This window comes from Streptomonospora salina (assembly GCF_014204715.1).
In the GTDB taxonomy this organism is placed as follows: Bacteria; Actinomycetota; Actinomycetes; order Streptosporangiales; family Streptosporangiaceae; genus Streptomonospora; species Streptomonospora salina.
On the sequence record NZ_JACHLY010000001.1, the window covers coordinates 3,989,355 to 4,005,146 of the forward strand.

At 72.2% G+C, this 15,792-nt stretch carries 14 protein-coding genes and 2 pseudogenes; 13 read left to right on the forward strand and 3 right to left on the reverse strand.

Annotated features, from left to right (window positions below):
• The 9 genes from HNR25_RS18005 (at window position 1) to HNR25_RS18045 (ending at window position 9,087) form a co-directional block, all read left to right on the forward strand.
• Window positions 1-705 carry a hypothetical protein gene (locus HNR25_RS18005; RefSeq protein WP_184637002.1) on the forward strand — a complete coding sequence of 235 codons (705 nt, stop codon included), beginning with the start codon at window positions 1-3 and terminating at the stop codon, window positions 703-705.
• 27 nt (window positions 706-732) lie between these two features.
• Complete coding sequence (locus tag HNR25_RS18010) at window positions 733-1,314, forward strand: HupE/UreJ family protein (RefSeq protein ID WP_184637004.1); 582 nt, start codon at window positions 733-735, stop codon at window positions 1,312-1,314.
• Window positions 1,315-1,497: 183 nt separating this feature from the next.
• Entirely contained in the window at window positions 1,498-3,147 is a 1,650-nt protein-coding gene (locus HNR25_RS26060; protein ID WP_184637006.1) for a response regulator transcription factor, read from the forward strand.
• A gap of 155 nt (window positions 3,148-3,302) precedes the next feature.
• The gene (locus HNR25_RS18020) at window positions 3,303-4,376 is read left to right on the forward strand and encodes a methyltransferase domain-containing protein (RefSeq protein ID WP_184637008.1); all 1,074 of its coding nucleotides are present in this window, start codon (window positions 3,303-3,305) and stop codon (window positions 4,374-4,376) included.
• A gap of 215 nt (window positions 4,377-4,591) precedes the next feature.
• The gene (locus HNR25_RS18025; RefSeq protein WP_184637010.1) at window positions 4,592-5,509 is read left to right on the forward strand and encodes an ABC transporter ATP-binding protein; all 918 of its coding nucleotides are present in this window, start codon (window positions 4,592-4,594) and stop codon (window positions 5,507-5,509) included.
• A gap of 81 nt (window positions 5,510-5,590) precedes the next feature.
• Window positions 5,591-6,292, forward strand: a complete 702-nt coding sequence (locus HNR25_RS18030; protein ID WP_184637012.1) for an ABC transporter permease — start codon at window positions 5,591-5,593, stop codon at window positions 6,290-6,292.
• Window positions 6,293-6,294: 2 nt separating this feature from the next.
• Window positions 6,295-7,692, forward strand: coding sequence for a sensor histidine kinase (locus HNR25_RS18035; RefSeq protein WP_184637014.1), 1,398 nt, complete (start codon window positions 6,295-6,297; stop codon window positions 7,690-7,692).
• Window positions 7,685-8,326 (forward strand): response regulator, encoded by a 642-nt coding sequence (locus tag HNR25_RS18040; RefSeq protein WP_184637016.1) that lies wholly within the window; start codon window positions 7,685-7,687, stop codon window positions 8,324-8,326. The genes HNR25_RS18035 and HNR25_RS18040 overlap by 8 nt, the downstream gene beginning before the upstream one ends.
• A gap of 92 nt (window positions 8,327-8,418) precedes the next feature.
• Window positions 8,419-9,087 carry a class I SAM-dependent methyltransferase gene (locus HNR25_RS18045; protein WP_184637018.1) on the forward strand — a complete coding sequence of 223 codons (669 nt, stop codon included), beginning with the start codon at window positions 8,419-8,421 and terminating at the stop codon, window positions 9,085-9,087.
• Between the two features lie 170 nt (window positions 9,088-9,257).
• Here the strand turns inward: HNR25_RS18045 and HNR25_RS26880 are convergent.
• Window positions 9,258-9,851 (reverse strand): annotated as a pseudogene (locus tag HNR25_RS26880) (MFS transporter); the annotation flags it as partial.
• Between the two features lie 76 nt (window positions 9,852-9,927).
• A pseudogene (locus tag HNR25_RS26885) lies at window positions 9,928-10,182 on the reverse strand (MFS transporter); the annotation flags it as partial.
• On the opposite strand from HNR25_RS26885, the gene HNR25_RS26890 reads away from it, so the two are divergent.
• Window positions 10,094-10,282 carry a hypothetical protein gene (locus tag HNR25_RS26890; RefSeq protein WP_312862746.1) on the forward strand — a complete coding sequence of 63 codons (189 nt, stop codon included), beginning with the start codon at window positions 10,094-10,096 and terminating at the stop codon, window positions 10,280-10,282. The pseudogene HNR25_RS26885 and the gene HNR25_RS26890 overlap by 89 nt on opposite strands.
• A gap of 262 nt (window positions 10,283-10,544) precedes the next feature.
• On the opposite strand, the gene HNR25_RS18055 is transcribed toward HNR25_RS26890, so the two are convergent.
• Window positions 10,545-10,940, reverse strand: a complete 396-nt coding sequence (locus HNR25_RS18055) for a MerR family transcriptional regulator (RefSeq protein ID WP_246463730.1) — start codon at window positions 10,938-10,940, stop codon at window positions 10,545-10,547.
• 736 nt (window positions 10,941-11,676) lie between these two features.
• Between HNR25_RS18055 and HNR25_RS18060 the strand changes: the two genes are divergently transcribed.
• The 3 genes from HNR25_RS18060 to HNR25_RS18070 all read left to right on the forward strand — a co-directional run bounded on the left by HNR25_RS18060 (window position 11,677) and on the right by HNR25_RS18070 (window position 15,297).
• Entirely contained in the window at window positions 11,677-12,231 is a 555-nt protein-coding gene (locus HNR25_RS18060; protein ID WP_184637020.1) for a PH domain-containing protein, read from the forward strand.
• Window positions 12,228-13,787 carry a PH domain-containing protein gene (locus HNR25_RS18065; protein WP_184637022.1) on the forward strand — a complete coding sequence of 520 codons (1,560 nt, stop codon included), beginning with the start codon at window positions 12,228-12,230 and terminating at the stop codon, window positions 13,785-13,787. Before HNR25_RS18060 ends, HNR25_RS18065 begins: the two co-directional genes overlap by 4 nt.
• 760 nt (window positions 13,788-14,547) lie before the next feature.
• Window positions 14,548-15,297 carry a metal-dependent hydrolase gene (locus HNR25_RS18070; RefSeq protein WP_312862612.1) on the forward strand — a complete coding sequence of 250 codons (750 nt, stop codon included), beginning with the start codon at window positions 14,548-14,550 and terminating at the stop codon, window positions 15,295-15,297.
• The last annotated feature ends 495 nt before the right edge of the window (window positions 15,298-15,792 follow it).

A 15,792-nucleotide genomic window follows, 5' to 3' on the forward strand; every position in this document is an offset into this window, starting at 1 on the left:
ATGCGCCTACCCGGATTGCTCGTCGCCGCGCTGACGATCGCGGTCGGAAGCGCGGCGGTCCTGCTCGCCGAAGCTCCCGCCGCGGCGCATGTGGTGCCGTCGACGACCATCGAGCTCGACGTCCACGACGACGACATCACCGCGACCGTCACCCCGCCCGCGGACGACCTCGCCACCGCCAGCGGCATCGACGCGACCGGCGGCGGTATCGACGAGGACACCGCGGCGAGCATCACCGACTATCTCGGCGCCCATTTCGACGTGACGCCGCACGGGCGCATGTGGGAAATCGGGTTCGGCGACGTCGCCCCCGCCCGGACGCGGCAATGGGGGACGCGCACGTCCCCGCCCGTCATCGTGGAGGCGCCCCTCACGCCCGCCCACGCCGACGATCTGCGCACCTTCACGCTCGGCTACGACGCCATCATCCACCAGGTCGTGACAGCCGACATCTTCGCCATCCTGAACAGCGACTGGGCCTCCGGCGAGTTCGGATCGGCGTGGGGGCTGGGAACGGTCGCGATCGACACGGCCACCGGACGGGTGGCCCCGCTCCAGGTCGCACTCGACGAAGGCGGGCTATGTCAGGGGTTCGCGAGCATGCTCGCCCTCGGCACCGCACACGTCGCCGAAGGCACGGACCATCAGCTCTTCCTGCTCACCCTGCTCCTGCCGGCGCCTCTTGTGGCCGTCGAGCGCCGCTAGAGCGGGACCGCCCCGACCGGCCGATCCGTGCGGCGCATCACCGCCATCACCATCGCGTTCACCATCGGCCATTCGGTCACGCTCGTGCTCGGAACGTTGGGGCTCCCCGTTCCGCAGCAGCCCGTCGAGGCGCTCATCGCCGTCAGCATCCTCATCTCCGCGGTCCACGCCGTCCGCCCCGTTTTCCCGGGGCGAGAGCCCCTGGTCGCGGGTGCGTTCGGCCTGGTCCACGGGATGGCGTTCTCCATGACGCTGGCCGCGATGGACCTGTCGGACCTGCGGCTGGGCCTCAGCCTGCTCGGGTTCAACCTCGGCATCGAGATCATGCAGCTCATCGTGCTGCCGCCGCTGGTCGCCCTTTCCCGGACGCGCATCTACACGCCGCTGCGTACCGTCGCGGCCGCGGTCACGGCGATCGCCGCGACCGGGTGGCTGCTCGACCGCGTCGGTCTCGCCAACCCGATCGGCGCGGTCGCGGACGCGCTCGGCGGTGTCTCGCCGTGGATCGTGCCGGGGGTGTGGGTGGCGGCGGCGGCCGTACTGGTCCGGCGGCGGGTGTGTGCGGGCCGAGCCGACAGGCCCGCCGATCGGGACACCGTGCGCAGCTGAAACGCCGGGTGGGCGGTGCCGTCCGGTGCCGACGTGCGCGTCCGCTGCTTCCCGGGGGCTGCCACGGCCGCGGAGGTGCCACTAATCTGGCGAGAGGGAGCGGATACCTGCCCGTCGGTCGCCGGGCCGCGCACCGCCCGGCGACCCGCGGTGCTCGCGGAGCGCGAAGTGGGGAGGTGGCCGATGGAAGCCCCGCTCGAACAGGCGCGTGACGCCTACGCCGATCTCCGCTGGCACGACGCCTACGTGCAGTTCCGCGCTGCGCGGGAGGCCGGGGAACTCGGCGTCGACGACCTGGCAGCGCTGGCCGACGCGGCGTGGTGGCTGGGCCGCAACGACGAGTCCCTGACGCTGTCGGAGCGGGTGTACCGCTGCCGCCTGCAGCACGACGATGCGGCTCGAGCCGCGCAACTCGCTGTCGAGGTCGGCTTCCTCTGGCTGATCCGGGGAGAACCGACCATCGGCTCGGGCTGGATCAGCCGCGCCGCCCGCCTCCTCCAGGACGTACCCGAGTGCGGGGCGCACGGCTACCTGCGCTATCTTGAGGCGGCCCAAGCTCTGGACCAGGGCCGCTTCGCTGACGCGCTCGACGCGGCCCGGCACATCCGACAGCTGGCCGACCGGTGCGACGATCGCACGCTGTACGCCGGAGGACTCGTCACCGAGGGCATCGCGGTCGTCAAGGAAGGGCGCGTCGGCGAAGGCCTCGCGGTGCTCGACGAAGCGATGCTGCCGGTACGCGCAGGAGAGGTCGCGCCCAAATGGGCGGGAAACCTGTACTGCCAGCTGATGAGTCTCTTCATCGAAACGGCCGACCTCCGCCGTGCCCGCGACTGGACCGCTGCGACGGAGCGCTGGTGCGACTGGCACAGCAGCCCCGCGATGTTCGCGGGCGTCTGCCGGGTGCACCGTGCCCAGCTACTGCGCCTCGCCGGGGCGTGGGGCGACGCCGAGCAGCACGCGACCCAGGCGTGCCGCGACCTCGCCGACATGAACGTCGGTGTGGTCGCGGAGGGCCACTACGTACTCGGCGATCTGTGCCGGCTCCGTGGCGACCTCGCCGGCGCCCGAGCCGCCTACGATCGGGCGGATGAACTCGGCCGGGATCCGCAGCCCGGCCGGGCCCTGCTACGGCTCGCCGAAGGCTGCTGCGCCCCGGCCGGCAGGGAGCTCCGTACCGCCCTGGCCGGTACCGACCAGCCGCTCGGCCGGGCGCCGCTGCTCAGTGCACAGGTCGATGTCGCGGCGGCCGCAGGCGACGCCGACCTGGCCCGCCGAGCCGCCGGCGAGCTGGGGGACGTCGCCTCCACCTACGGCACGGCCGGTCTCGTGGCCGCCGCGCGGCAAGCCGCGGGAACGGCACGACTGGTCGCGGGCGAGGCGGAGCGCGCCCTGCCGCTGCTGCGGGACGCGATGCGCCGGTGGCGCGCACTGGACGCCCGATTCGACGCGGCGCGGGCCCGGTTCCTTCTCGCGCGAGCGCTCCACGCCCTCGGCGACGTCGACGCGGCGGCCCGCGCGAGTGCCGCGGCCGCAGCGGTGTTCGCGGAACTGGGAGCGGCAGGCGCCCGGTGTGCGTTCGCCGCGCCGCCCGAGGCCGGCGCCGCGGGCGAGGGGGCGCTCCCCGGCGGCCTGTCGCCGCGGGAAGCCGAGGTGCTCACGTGCGTGGCGGCGGGCCACGCGAACCGCAGGATCGCCCACGCACTGGCGATCAGCGAGCGGACGGTCGAACGCCACCTCGCCAACATCTTCCGCAAGCTCGACGTCGCCTCGCGCACGGAAGCGGCATGCTACGCGTTCGAGCACGGGCTGGCCCACCCCCGCGGCTCCTAGCGTGGGCCGCCCGCCGGTGCGCCGGTCGATGCGTGGAAACACCCACGGCGCGACCGGGCGTGTGCGTGGTTTCGCGGAAGCCGCCGTGCGGCTCCGGCGCGCATGCTGGACCCGACTCGGAACCGACCGAGCTCCGACGAACCGGAGGTGCCGCCATGACCGCGACGATCGACGGGCAGCGGGTCCAGCAGTGCGCCGAGCGCGTGTTCGGGGCGTACGTGGAGAGCATGCTCGTGCTGATGATCGACCTGGCCGACCGGACCGGCCTGCTGGACGCGCTGGCCGAGGCACCCGGAACCAGTGCGGAGGTGGCCGACCGCGCGGGCCTCGCCGAACGCTACACGCGCGAGTGCCTCGGCGCGCTGGTGACCGGAGGCCTCGTCGAGTACGATCCCGCCGCCGAGCGGTACACGCTCCCGCCCGAGCACGCCCTGTGCCTCACCGGGGACGGGGCGAGGAACGTGGCCCCGGTGAGCCGGGTGCCGACGCTGCTCGCCCACTACGTCGCCGACGCGGCGAGCGTGGCCCGCGACGGCGGCGGCATCCCCTACGAGCGGTTCCGGCCCGACTTCACCGCGGTCATGGACGGGCTCTCCCGCGCGACGTTCGACCAGCACCTCGTCGGCTCCGTCCTGCCCGCCGCCGACGGTCTGGTCACCGACCTGCACCGCGGTATCCGCGTCGCCGACATCGGCTGCGGAACCGGCCACAGCACCGTCGTCCTCGCACGCGGGTTCCCGGAGTCGACCTTCGTCGGCTACGACGTGAGCGACGACGCACTTGCCGCCGGCCGCGCCGAGGCCGCCCAGGCCGGGACCGCGAACGTGCGGTTCGAGAACCTCGACATCGCCCGGCTCCCGGACGACCCGCCGTTCCACGCGGTCGTCGGCTTCGACGTCATCCACGACCAGGCCGACCCGGCCGGCGTCCTCCGGCGGGTGCACCGCGCGCTCGTACCGGGCGGGGTGTTTTTGATGATGGACATCAAGGCCTCCAGCCGCCTGGAGAACAACATCGCGAATCCGCTGGGGCCGCTCCTGTACTCCGTGAGTACGCTGCACTGCATGACCGTCTCGCTCGCCCAGGGCGGCGCCGGGCTCGGCACGGTGTGGGGCGAGGAGCTGGCCCTGCGGATGCTCGCCGACGCCGGCTTCGCGGACGTCACCGTCCACGAGGTTCCCGACGACCCGCTGAACCAGGTCTACGCGGCGCGTGCGGCGGCCGCCTGAACCGGACGCCGCCAGACGGCCGGGCGGACCGGCCGCGCGATCCCGGGCAGGTGGACCGGGACAAGCAGGGTGTGCCGGTCCGGCGCCGTTGCTCGCGAGGTGCCGGGGAAGGACGGCATCCACCGTTCGGCGGATGCCGGGGTCGGCCGGATCCGCGGCGCATCGGAACCGGACGGGCGATTCGCTCCGGACCCCGGCCCGCCAGGCTTGCGGGCATGGCGATCATCGAGGTCGAAGAGCTCGGCAAGAGGTACGGCGGCCAGGCGGTCCTGGACCGGGTCTCCTTTTCCGTTGAGGAGGGGGAGGTCTTCGGGATACTCGGTCCCAACGGGGCCGGTAAGACGACCGCGGTCGAGTGTGTGGAGGGGCTGCGGCGTGCCGACTCCGGGGCGGTGCGGGTCCTCGGGTTCGATCCGTTCCGCCAGGGCTCGGAGCTTCGGGAGCACATTGGCGTCCAGCTCCAGCACACGCAGCTGCCCGACAACATCAAGGTGTGGGAGGCGCTCGACCTCTACGCGTCGTTCTACGCCAAGCCCCGGGACTGGCGGGAGCTGCTGGAGCGGTGGGGCCTCGCGGACAAGCGGAACGCGCGGTTCGCGAAGCTGTCCGGAGGGCAGAAGCAGCGCCTGTTCATCGCCCTGGCCCTGGTCGGGGACCCGACGGTCGCGTTCCTCGACGAACTCACCACCGGACTCGACCCTCAGGCCCGCCGGGCCACCTGGGAGCTGGTCAAGCGGGTACGCGCCGAGGGCGTGACCGTGGTCCTGGTCAGCCATTTCATGGACGAAGTCGAAGAGCTGTGCGACCGGGTCGCGGTCCTCGACGAGGGGAGCGTCGTCGCGCTCGACAGCCCCGCAGGGCTGATCGACGGTGTCGACACCGAATATCGGATGAGTCTCCGGCTCATGGAGGGCGACACCGCCGATCCGGGCCACCTGCTGGAGAACCTCGACGGGGTGGCCTCGGTGTCGCGCTCGGGCGACCTGGTCGTCGTGACCGGGCGGGGCGACTTCGCCACCGCCGTCTCCGCCCGCCTGGCCCGCGAGGGTGTTCTCGTTCGCGACCTGCGCGTCGACAAGCGCACTCTGGACGACGCCTTCATCGCGCTGACCGGCCGCTCCCTGCAGGTCTGACGCCTGATCCGACCGACTCGACCGACCCGGCCCGAATCGGGCCCCGGACGGCCCGCCACCCCGAGAACGGAACGAACCGCCGTGAAGATCCTCGCCAAGCTCACCACCGTCGAGACCAAGCTGCTGGTGCGCGAACCCGGCGCCGTGTTCGCTCTGCTCCTCCCGCTCTTCATCCTCGTGGCCTTCGGGGGCGCGATCGAGGAGGGAGACACCGTCCTCCTGCCGATCGCGGTCACCATGGCGATCAGCCTGGTCGGCCTGTACCTGCTGCCCACGACCCTCGCGACCTATCGGGAAAGGGGCGTGCTGCGCAGGCTCTCGGTGACCCCGGTCCGCCCCGGCAACCTCCTCACCGTGCAGCTCCTGCTCCAACTGGTCCTCTCCGTACTCGGGGTCACCCTGCTGCTCGTCGTCGGAATCGGTTTTCTCGGGGCCCACGGGCCCGGGGCCCTGCGGTTCCTGACAGCCTTCGCGCTCGGCACGGCCGCGATGTTCTCCGTCGGTCTGCTCATCGCGGCGCTCGCCTCCAACGGGCGCTCCGCCAACGGCTTCGGCGTGCTGCTCTTCTTCCCGCTGGCCTACCTGGGCGGAGTCATGCAGCCCGTCGACCGGATGCCCGATATCCTGGCGCTCATCGGCGAGTACACCCCGATGGGCGCTCTGCGGCAGAGCCTCGACGATGTCTGGAGCGGCGGAGTCCTCGCCCTGTCGCCGTTGGTCACCATGGCCGTCTACGCCGTGGTCGTCAGCCTCGTCGCGGCCAGGTCCTTCCGCTGGGAGTGAACATGGAGACGGTGCCGGAACGCGACCTCGACCTGCGGGAGGAGCGGCTGCGCCGTCTCACCGGCGCCGTGCCCTACGCTCTCCTGGCGGCCTCCACCGTCCTGACCCTGGCCACCCAGGACCTTCCCCTGGTGCGGCTCCTGGAGACGCTCGGAATCGTGGCCCTCACGGCGGCCCTCGTCTGGACGATGACCGGGCTGAACCGCGACTGGGTTTTTCGACCGGGGGCGCGGGCGGCCTTCGTCGCCGCCCTGGTCGTGATGATCGCCGTGCTCAGCACCCGCGGCGTCTGGTTCGCGAGCTTCTTCGGCTTCATGGGATACGTGTACTCCTGGCAGTTCCTCCTGGGCCGGTGGAGATTCGCGGGGGTGACCGCCACCGCCGCCGTCACCGTCACCGCCTACATGGGCGGGTTCCCCGTCACCCCTTCGTCGCTCCTGCTGTATCTGTTCTTCGTCGCCTCCGTGGTCCCCCTGGTCGCGGTGTTCAGCCACCTCGGCGAAGTCACCGCGGAACGCAGCGACGAGCGCAAGCGGACGGTGGAGCGGCTGCGGGAAACGATCCGGGAGAACGACGGACTCCACGCCCAACTGCTGGTTCAGGCCCGCGAGGCCGGGGCGCACGACGAACGCGAGCGCATGGCCCGGGAGATCCACGACACCCTGGCCCAAGGGTTCGTCGGCATCATCACCCAGCTCCAGGCGGCCGAACGGGCCGAGGGCGGAGCCGGAGGACGGGGCGGGAGCACTTCGGAACCCGCCGAGTCCACCGAGTCCGGCGAGTCCGCCGAGAGCGCCGCCGGTGTCGCCGACGCGGCGGAGAGGGACCGTGCCGAGTGGCGGCTGCGGGTCGCCAACGCCATCCGACTGGCCCGAAAGAACCTGGCGGAGGCCCGCAGGTCCGTGCACGCCCTGGGACCGGCGCCGCTGGAGACCGCTCCGCTGCCCGACGCCCTGGCCGATTCCACGGCCGAGTGGTCCCGGCTCAACGGGGTACGCGCGGACTTCGCCGCGACGGGACCGGTCCGCCCCCTGCACGCGGAGGTCGAGGCGGTCCTGCTCCGCGCCGTCCAGGAGTCCCTGGCCAACGTAGCCGGGCACGCCGGTGCCACCCGGGTCGGGGTGACCCTCTCCTACATGGAGGACCTGGTCGTCCTGGACGTGCGCGACGACGGTGCGGGCTTCGAACCGGCCCCGGTGCCCGCGTCGGCTCCGGGCCCGGAACCGGGCCCGGGGAGCACACCCGGTGGCGGCGGCGCGGACGGCGGGTTCGGCCTGACGTCGATGCGGCAGCGGGTGGCCCGTCTGGCGGGCACACTGGGGATCGAGTCCGAACCAGGAGCCGGTACGGCGGTCTCCGCCGCCCTTCCCGCCGTTCCGAGGGAGCCCCGCGGTGAGTGAAGCACCCGTCCGTGTCCTGATCGTCGACGACCACCCCGTCGTCCGGGACGGTATCCGCGGCATGTTCGCCGGCGACCCGGGGTTCGAGACGGTCGGGGAGGCCGGGGACGGCGCTCGTGCCGTCGAGCTCGCCCGATCTCTGGAGCCCGACGTGGTCCTCATGGACCTGCGCATGCCGGGGACGGGCGGTGTGGACGCCATCAGCGAGCTGGCCCGATTGGGGCTCGGCGCCCGCGTCCTGGTCCTCACCACCTACGCCTCCGACAGCGACGTCGGTCCCGCCATCGAGGCCGGAGCCACCGGCTACCTCCTCAAGGACACGTCGCCCGACGAGCTGATGCGCGCCGTCCGCCTCGCCGCTCGCGGCGAGACCGTGCTCTCCCCGCTGGTCGCGAGCCGCCTGGTCGGCCGGGTCCGCGAGCCCGCCGTGCCACTGAGCGACCGGGAATCGGAGATCCTGAGGCTCATCGCCGGCGGCTTCACCAACCGGGAGGCGGCGGCCCGCCTGTTCATCAGCGAGGCCACGGTCAAGACCCACGTCCTGCACATCTACGGCAAGCTCGGCGTCAACGACCGGGCCGCCGCCGTCGCGGCCGGTTTCCGGCGCGGTCTGCTGGACCCGGGCGAGGGGTGATGTCCCGGCGGGGCCCTGCGGCCCGTCGACGACCTCGCGGCCGCCGCTTCGAGTGCGGCGCCCAGACCCGGAAGGCACTAGTGTCCCGGTGCGTGACCGAACCTTTCGCGCACCTCGACGCCACAGCCGAGGCCTACGATGCCGTGGCCGTTCGCTACACCGAATTCGCCCGCGACGAACTCGACGCACTGCCGCTGGACCGGGCGGTGCTCACCGCGTTCGCCGAACTCGCGCGGACCGGCGCTGCCGGACCCGTCGCCGATCTGGGCTGCGGATCCGGACGGGTGACCGCATACCTGAGAAACCTCGGACTGGAGGCCTTCGGCGTCGACCTGTCGCCGGCGATGATCGATCTCGCCCGCCGGGCCTACCCGGATCTGCGGTTCGACGTCGGATCCATGGACGCCCTGGACGTGGCCGACGACGCGCTGCACGGCGTCGTGTCCTGGTACTCGGTCATCCACGCCCCACCGCGGGACATGCCGTCCTACATCGCCGAGTTCCGGCGGGTCCTCATCCCCGACGGCCCCCTCCTCCTCGCGTTCTTCGAGTCGGAGGGGGACCCGGTCGCGGCGTTCGACCACCGAGTCGCGGCCGCCTACCGGTGGCCCGTCGACGATCTCGCCCGGCTGGCCGGCGACGCCGGCTTCGCCGAAGTCGGCCGGATGCTGCGTGAGCCGCGCCACGGGGAGCGGTACCGCCGCGGGCATCTGCTGATGCGCAAGGACGGCACGGCGGTCCAGGGGCGTTTCGCGCGGTGACCCCCGAGGCCGTGCCGTGCGGTGGGCTGCGATCGCAGCGGTACTACCGTCCGGTGGGCGCCGTCGGATCCGCAGCGGGACGGCGCGACGGCGCTGCCGCCCAGCGCGCCGGCGACCGCGATACCCGCATAGAGACCGCTGGTATTGAGCGCCACCGCCTCGGTTCCGGCGTCGCCGGCCAGCCGCAGCGCCCGGGTGTTCATCGGCGGGTTGAAGCCCCACCCGGCGAAGCCGTACACGGCCAGCGCGGCGGCCACCAGCCACACCGGGGCCGACCCGCCTCCGGCCAGCCCGATAGCGGCGAGCCCGAGGGTGGCCGCCACCAGCAACCCGAAAGTGGCCAGCAGCGCCGCATCGGCTCCCCACCGGTCGGTCAACCGTCCGCCGACGAACGTGCCCACCGCACCGGCCGCGCCGACGACCCCGATGAAGCCGGCGAGGATCCACCCGCTCTGCCCGCTCAGGTCATGGCTGATCGGGCCGATGTAGGTGTAGGTGAGCATTCCGCCGCCGGCACCCAGCACGGTGCCGAGTACGCAGGTCAGCACCGCCGGGCGGCTCAGGATCCGCAGTTGTTCGCGTACCCCGATCTCCGGCGCTCCGGGCAGGCGCGGCAGCAGCAGGGCGCCCGCGGCCGCGACCGCGCACGTGGCCAGGGCTACCGCGACGAACGTCGAGCGCCAACCGAACGCCGCGCCCAGCGACGAACCGACGGGGACGCCGACGAACAGCGAGGCGGTCAAGCCGGCGGCGACGACGCCCACGGCCGCCCCGACCCGGTCCCCGGTCGGGACGGGCCAGCCGCGCGGCCGTCGCGAAGACGGCGGGCGTGATCGACGCGGCGATCAGGGCTGCCAGCACCCGCAGCGCCATCAGCGCCGCATAGGACGGCGCCAGGGCGGTCAGGAGGTTGAGCGCGGCGAACACCGTGAGGCCGCCCACCACCAGGGCCTTGCGCGGCCAGCGAGCGGTGGCGACAGCGATCGGGGGCGCCGCTGCTGCGTAGGTGATCGAGAATACGGTGACCAGCTGCTCGGCCGCTGCCTCGCTGATCGCCTGCTCTTCGGCGATCGCGGGCAGCACGCCCGCGATCACGAAATCGTCCGTGCCGATGACGAAGGCGGCCAGCAGCAGGCACACCAGCCATCCGCTGCCGCCGGAACCACTGTTACGAGAAACCATGCCGGGAACGTAGGAGGTTGACGTCAGTGTCAAGGTCAACCCGACCGGCCACGGCATCGCGGGGTCCGGCCCGTCGCCGGAGGCGGTCCTGCCGCTGCGGGAGGGCGGCGGCCCCGACGTGGGGACCGTCCGCCGGACGGCGGAACCGCGGGCACGGCGGGAGTCCGCGGGCGTGGCGCCGCGGGTGCAGGGCGGCGTGCGGCGGTTCGGTGCGTATCGGCCGCGCCCGGGCCGGGATCGTGGCTCCGCGTGCTGCGCGCGTGCCGGTTGCGGGGTCAGGCGCTTCCCTCCGCGGCGATCCTCCTTTCGATGGCGGTGCCGTGCGACGCCAAGCGGTCCCGGAGGCGCTGCAGCAGCGTGATGCGCTCGTCCAGCCCTTCCAACCGCTCCCGGACCGTGTCCAACTCCGCGTGGCAGGGCGGCGACTCGGTCAGCGGCCGGTCCAGGCAGCCGTTCTCGATGTAGTGGCGGACGTCTTCGTAGGTGAGCCCGACGTCGAAGAGCGCCTTGATGTTGCCGGCCCGGGTGACGGAGACCCGGTCGTAGACCCGATAACCGTTCCCGTTCCGCGGTGGCGACAGGAGCCCTCGCTGCTCGTAGTAGCGCAATGAGCGTGTACTGACGCCGATGTGTGTAGCGAGTTCACCGATCTGCATCGTCACCTGAGGCATACCCGCAATCTAACCGCGAAGGGCTCCGTGCGGCACGGCGGACGGCCCTGAACTGAGAGGGGGAACGGCTGTTTCACACCTTGCCGCGGGGACCGGCAGGATTCATTGCCACGACCCCTTGTCCGCAGGACGGGATTCGAAACCGGTTCCGCTGCTTTCGTGTACCGCGGAATTCGGGGAAGCTGGCCTGGTGGTGCGCCATTCGATCCCGATGATCGGTCGTTCGTGCCGGTGCGTTCGAGAAATCCGGAATGCGAGCGGAAACCATACGGGCCGATCGTTTCCCGAAGGCCTGCCGGCGGCCCGGTGCGGTCGAAACGGCGAAGAAGCGCCGGCCGGAGGGAACCGATCCGGTTCCGGGATCGTTGGGCCCGGTGACCGCGCGGTGTCCGGCTGCGGTAATCGGGAGGGTGCCAGGACGGCAGACGAGGTCGGTGAGCTGATGATCAAAGGTGTCGACTACGATGTCGGAACGGAATACGATCCGGGTACAGCGACGCGGAGGGCGAGGACTCCCCTCGCTCCTATTCCGGCGACCACCGAGAGCCCGCGAAGGCGTTCCACGCAGTGCCGGATACGCATGCGCGCAGATGAAACCTTTTTGTTCGGCGCGGACCGCTGCCGATCCGGAGTATCCGGGCGCCGGTTCCTCCGGGAACACCGGGTCGCCGACCCTTCCGCGTGCCGGCGGAGGCGCGTTGCGTTGCCCCCCGAATGATCGTGGAGGACCCCGTCCATGACCGAATCCCGAACCCCGGTCCCGCGGTCGCGCGGTGCACCGAGCCCGGAGAGTCCGCGTACAGCCACGATCCGGCTGCGGCCGCCGGCGAACCGGGTCGAACGCCGGGCGATCGCCTGGTGGGCGATGCGCGCCGCGGTCTTCGCCCTCATCCCCTGCGGAGCCGCCGGGATCGCCTACGCGGTCGTCGAGCAGGCCCGGGAGTGGCTCGGTCCGCCCCTGGTGGTCGCGGTGGCGACCGGCATCCTTCTCACCGCCGTGACGCCGTGGATCCGTTACGCGGTCCACCGCTGGGAGACCACCGAGGAGGCCGTTTACGCCCGATCCGGCTGGTGGGTCCGGGAGTGGCGCGCGGCACCGATCTCTAGGATCCAGACCGTCGACACGCTGCGCGGCCCCTTCGCGCAGCTCCTCGGATTGTCGACGCTCGTGGTCACCACCGCCTCCGCCCGCGGGGCGGTTCGCATCGGCGGATTGGACACGGCCGTCGCCGACGAGGAGGCCGAGCGGCTCACCGAGATCACCCGGCGGACCCCGGGGGACCGGACGTGACCGCGGAAGCCGGCCCGGCGGACCGGACCGAGGGCCAAGACTCCGCACGGGAGAAGGCCCAGGCGCAGCGGCCGTGGCTGCGCCTGGACAAGCGCCTGATCGCCGTCGACCTCGTCCAACTGGTGGCTGCCCAACTGCCCACGCTCGTCGCCGTCGCGGTGTTCGACGTCCCGCCGACCCTGGAGTCGCTGTGGCCGGTCGTGATCATCGCCGGAATCGGCGTCGCCACCTCGGTGAACAACATCGTGCGCTGGATCAAGACGCGCTACCGGGTCACCGAGGAGTACGTGGAGCGGCGCACCGGGCTGTTCGTGCGCAGGTACCGCTCGGTGCGCCGGGACCGCATTCGCAGCGTGGACAGCCAAGCGAACCTGCGCATGCGCGTGGCGGGCCTGCGGGTGGTCTACTTCGGCGCGGGGCAGCAGAACACCGCGGGGGAGCAGGCGCTGTCGCTGAACGCCGTCTCCAAGAAGACCGCCCAACGCCTGCGCCGCGAACTGACCGGCGCGGGCGAGGAACCGGCCGGCACCGAACCGGACGGGGACGTCTTCGCGAGGGTCCGATACCGCTGGGTCGTCTACAACATCTTCAACGTGTGGGCCTACGCCGCGGCGGTCGGTTTGCTGGTGAGCGCGTTCGTGCTCGCGACCACCTTCGGCATCGACCTGTGGGGACCGGCCGCCCGCGTGTTCGACCCGGACGTCCTGGGGTGGGGCGGGGCGGTGGCCCTCGCATTGCCGGCGGTCGGCGCCGTCGGTGTCGGCAGCCTCGCCGTCAGCTTCTTCACCGGATACTGGAAGTTCACGCTCAGCCGGGTGACGACCGACGGCGGGACTGTTCTCCGCACGAGGCAGGGGCTGCTCCGCACGCGCGAGGTCAACCGGGACGACGCACGGCTCCGAGGCGCGAAGCTGACCGAACCGCTGCTGTGGCGCTGGATGGGGCTGACCGAGACCTCGGTCATCACCACCGGGCTGTCCGTCTGGAGCGATGCGCCGGTGATCCTTCCCCGCGGGCCCCGGAGCGTGGCCCGCCAGGTGGTGGATCGTGTCCTGGGGGAGGAGGAGCGCCCGCTCGACGCGGGGCTCGCCCGCCATCCGGCGGGAGCCCTCCGGCGCCGCCTTCTGTGGGCGAGCCTGTTCACGGGGACCGTCGTCGCGGGTACCGCCTGGTCGGGGGCGATGACGGATGCGGTCGGTCCCGATGCCTGGTGGATCACCGCGGTCGTGCTCGGGCCGGTGGCCCTGCTTTTGGCGCTGGCGGCCTATCGGGCGCTGGGGCACGCTGTCGCCGGCGCGTATCTGGTGATGCGTTCGGGGATGATGAGCCGCGGCACGGCGGCTCTGCGGCGCCACGCGGTGAGCGGAGTCGCGGTGCGCCAGTCGCTGCTTCAGCGGAGGATGGGGCTGGCTTCGGTCACGGTCACCACCGCGGCCGGCGAGGGTGCGTACGAGGCGCTCGATATGGCGGTGGACGACGCGTTGTCGTTCGCGGCCGACGGTCCGCCGGGCATCCTCGAACCGTTCCTCGTCCGGGAGGGACCGCGCAACCGGTGAGGCGGGCGCGGCATGCCCCGCGCGCCGCCCTGCCCGGTCTCGCGCTACGTGTCGCGTACAGCATCGTCACTTCATCGGTGCTTCTCTATCCTCGCGAACGCATAAAGGAGATGGGGAAACCGGTGAATTCGTGTTGACGAGGGCTCTGTGATCGGCGGAGTCGACGGCGCCGTCGGCGGCCACGGTGAATCGGTCCTGCTCGGCCGGATCGGTCCCCGCGTACGGGGGATCGGGGCATGATCACCGTGTCGTTCCTCCCTCGCGGGAAGATCAGAAGAAATCGGGAAACGCGTCTTTCGGCGCCGCCGTCGTGATCGTCTATATCCACGTGGGGCCCGACCGGTGTTGTCACGGGGGCACGGGGGCGGCCGCGGGTTCCCCGCTCTCACGGGTGTCCGAGAAGACCGGGCAGCATCCCGCGGCGCGACGGCGACCCGACGCGGGCCATCGCCGCTCGGGGACCGGGTCCCCGGATGCGGTCCCCGAGCCGTATTCCGGCGGTGATCGTTTCCCGCACCGGAAAACGTCTCCGCCGAGCGTCACGATGACCCGAGAAGCACACGCCCTCCTCTGAAGGACTTTCCTATGGCTCCTCGCAACTTCAGCGGATAGTTCTCCGACTGGCCGTCCCTGGTGATCTTCCTGTTCTTCCTCCTCTTCATCAACGTCATCGACTAGCCGCCCCCGAGACACGCGACGAGCCGCCTCCCAGAAGCCGTTCAGCGGGGTTCCTCCCCTCCGCACCGCTTGGAGACCAGCGATGATGGCGCCCTCCCACGCCGCGACCGGCCTGCTGGTCGGCGTCCTCACCACCGCGGCCATGGCCCCCGCCATGTCCGTCGGCCCGCCCGAACTGCTCGCGGGCGCCGCGCTCGGCGCCGGGGCCGCACTGCTGCCCGACATCGACCATCCCGACTCCACCGTGGCCCGCGCCCACGGCCCGCTGACCCGCGGCCTCGCGCACGGTGCGCGGTGGGTCTCGGCCGAGATCCACCGCCGCACGGCCACCCCCGAGGACGCGGTCGCCGACGGTGCCCACCGGTTCCTCTGGCATACGCCCGTCGCCGCAGTCGCGACCGGCGTCCTGGTCGGCCTGGGGGCCGCCGCGAGCGGCGTCGTCCTCGGCGCAGTGCTGTGGTTCACCCTGGGCCTGGGGCTGCTGGGGCTGGCCCAGAACCTGCCGCGCGGGCGCCGCCGGAAGCGGCTGATGAGCTGGCCCGTCGTCACGCTCGGGGCGGCGCTGGGCGCCGCGGCACTGGTCCACGGCGGGGTCGCGCACGGGCCCTTCGCCGGCGCCGTCGTGGGCGTCGGCATGCTCACCGGAGCGCTCGGCGACGGGCTGACCCGTTCCGGGGTCCCACTGGCGTGGCCCTTCGCGGTCAAGGGGCGCCGCTGGGCGATGATCGGCCTGCCGCGGCGCACCCGCTTCGCCACGGGCACATGGCCCGAGCGCCTCGTGTGCTGGGGATCGCTGATCTCCGCGCCTCTGGCGGTTCTGGCCCTGGCGTGAACGGTTCGCCTGTAGCGCATGCACCCGAACCGGGTCGAGGTGCGGGGGTTCACGGTGTTGCCGGAGACGGCCCCTCATCCCGCCGGTAAGAAGCCCCGGACCGGTGCCGCCCGTCAGCGTGCGGGAATCCAGGGGCCGATCCGGAAGGTTTGCGACCGTGCGGACGTTGGATCCGGAACCGGTGGGCGCCGCGCAGTTCGGTGCCGCCGATGACGAGAAGGGGCACGGGCGGTCAGCCTACAGCCGGCCGGCCTCCCCGCTTGGCGGCCGGTTCGGCACTGGGTGCGGTGGGTGCCTTCGATCCGTCAGCTTCAGCGGGCAGTCCGCCGACCGGCCTTCCGGACGCACACGGGTTCCCTCTGCAACGGGACCGTGGCATCATGTCGTCGGTCGTCTGTATGTGGTATGCGTCGCCGGGTCCACTATCGGCACGCGGCGCGTGCCGGGTGCACAAGCTCACCCTCCGGGCCGCGGCGGCCCGAGGCCGTGCCAAGG

Bases quoted from the DNA above. Each gene is read 5' to 3' on its own strand.
- HNR25_RS18060 (WP_184637020.1), top strand. From the start codon at position 11,677: ATGACCGAATCCCGAACCCCGGTCCCGCGGTCGCGCGGTGCACCGAGC.
- HNR25_RS26060 (WP_184637006.1), top strand. From the start codon at position 1,498: ATGGAAGCCCCGCTCGAACAGGCGCGTGACGCCTACGCCGATCTCCGC.
- HNR25_RS18025 (WP_184637010.1), top strand. From the start codon at position 4,592: ATGGCGATCATCGAGGTCGAAGAGCTCGGCAAGAGGTACGGCGGCCAG.
- HNR25_RS18055 (WP_246463730.1), bottom strand. From the start codon at position 10,940: ATGCCTCAGGTGACGATGCAGATCGGTGAACTCGCTACACACATCGGC.
- HNR25_RS18005 (WP_184637002.1), top strand. From the start codon at position 1: ATGCGCCTACCCGGATTGCTCGTCGCCGCGCTGACGATCGCGGTCGGA.
- HNR25_RS18070 (WP_312862612.1), top strand. From the start codon at position 14,548: ATGATGGCGCCCTCCCACGCCGCGACCGGCCTGCTGGTCGGCGTCCTC.
- HNR25_RS18035 (WP_184637014.1), top strand. From the start codon at position 6,295: ATGGAGACGGTGCCGGAACGCGACCTCGACCTGCGGGAGGAGCGGCTG.
- HNR25_RS18020 (WP_184637008.1), top strand. From the start codon at position 3,303: ATGACCGCGACGATCGACGGGCAGCGGGTCCAGCAGTGCGCCGAGCGC.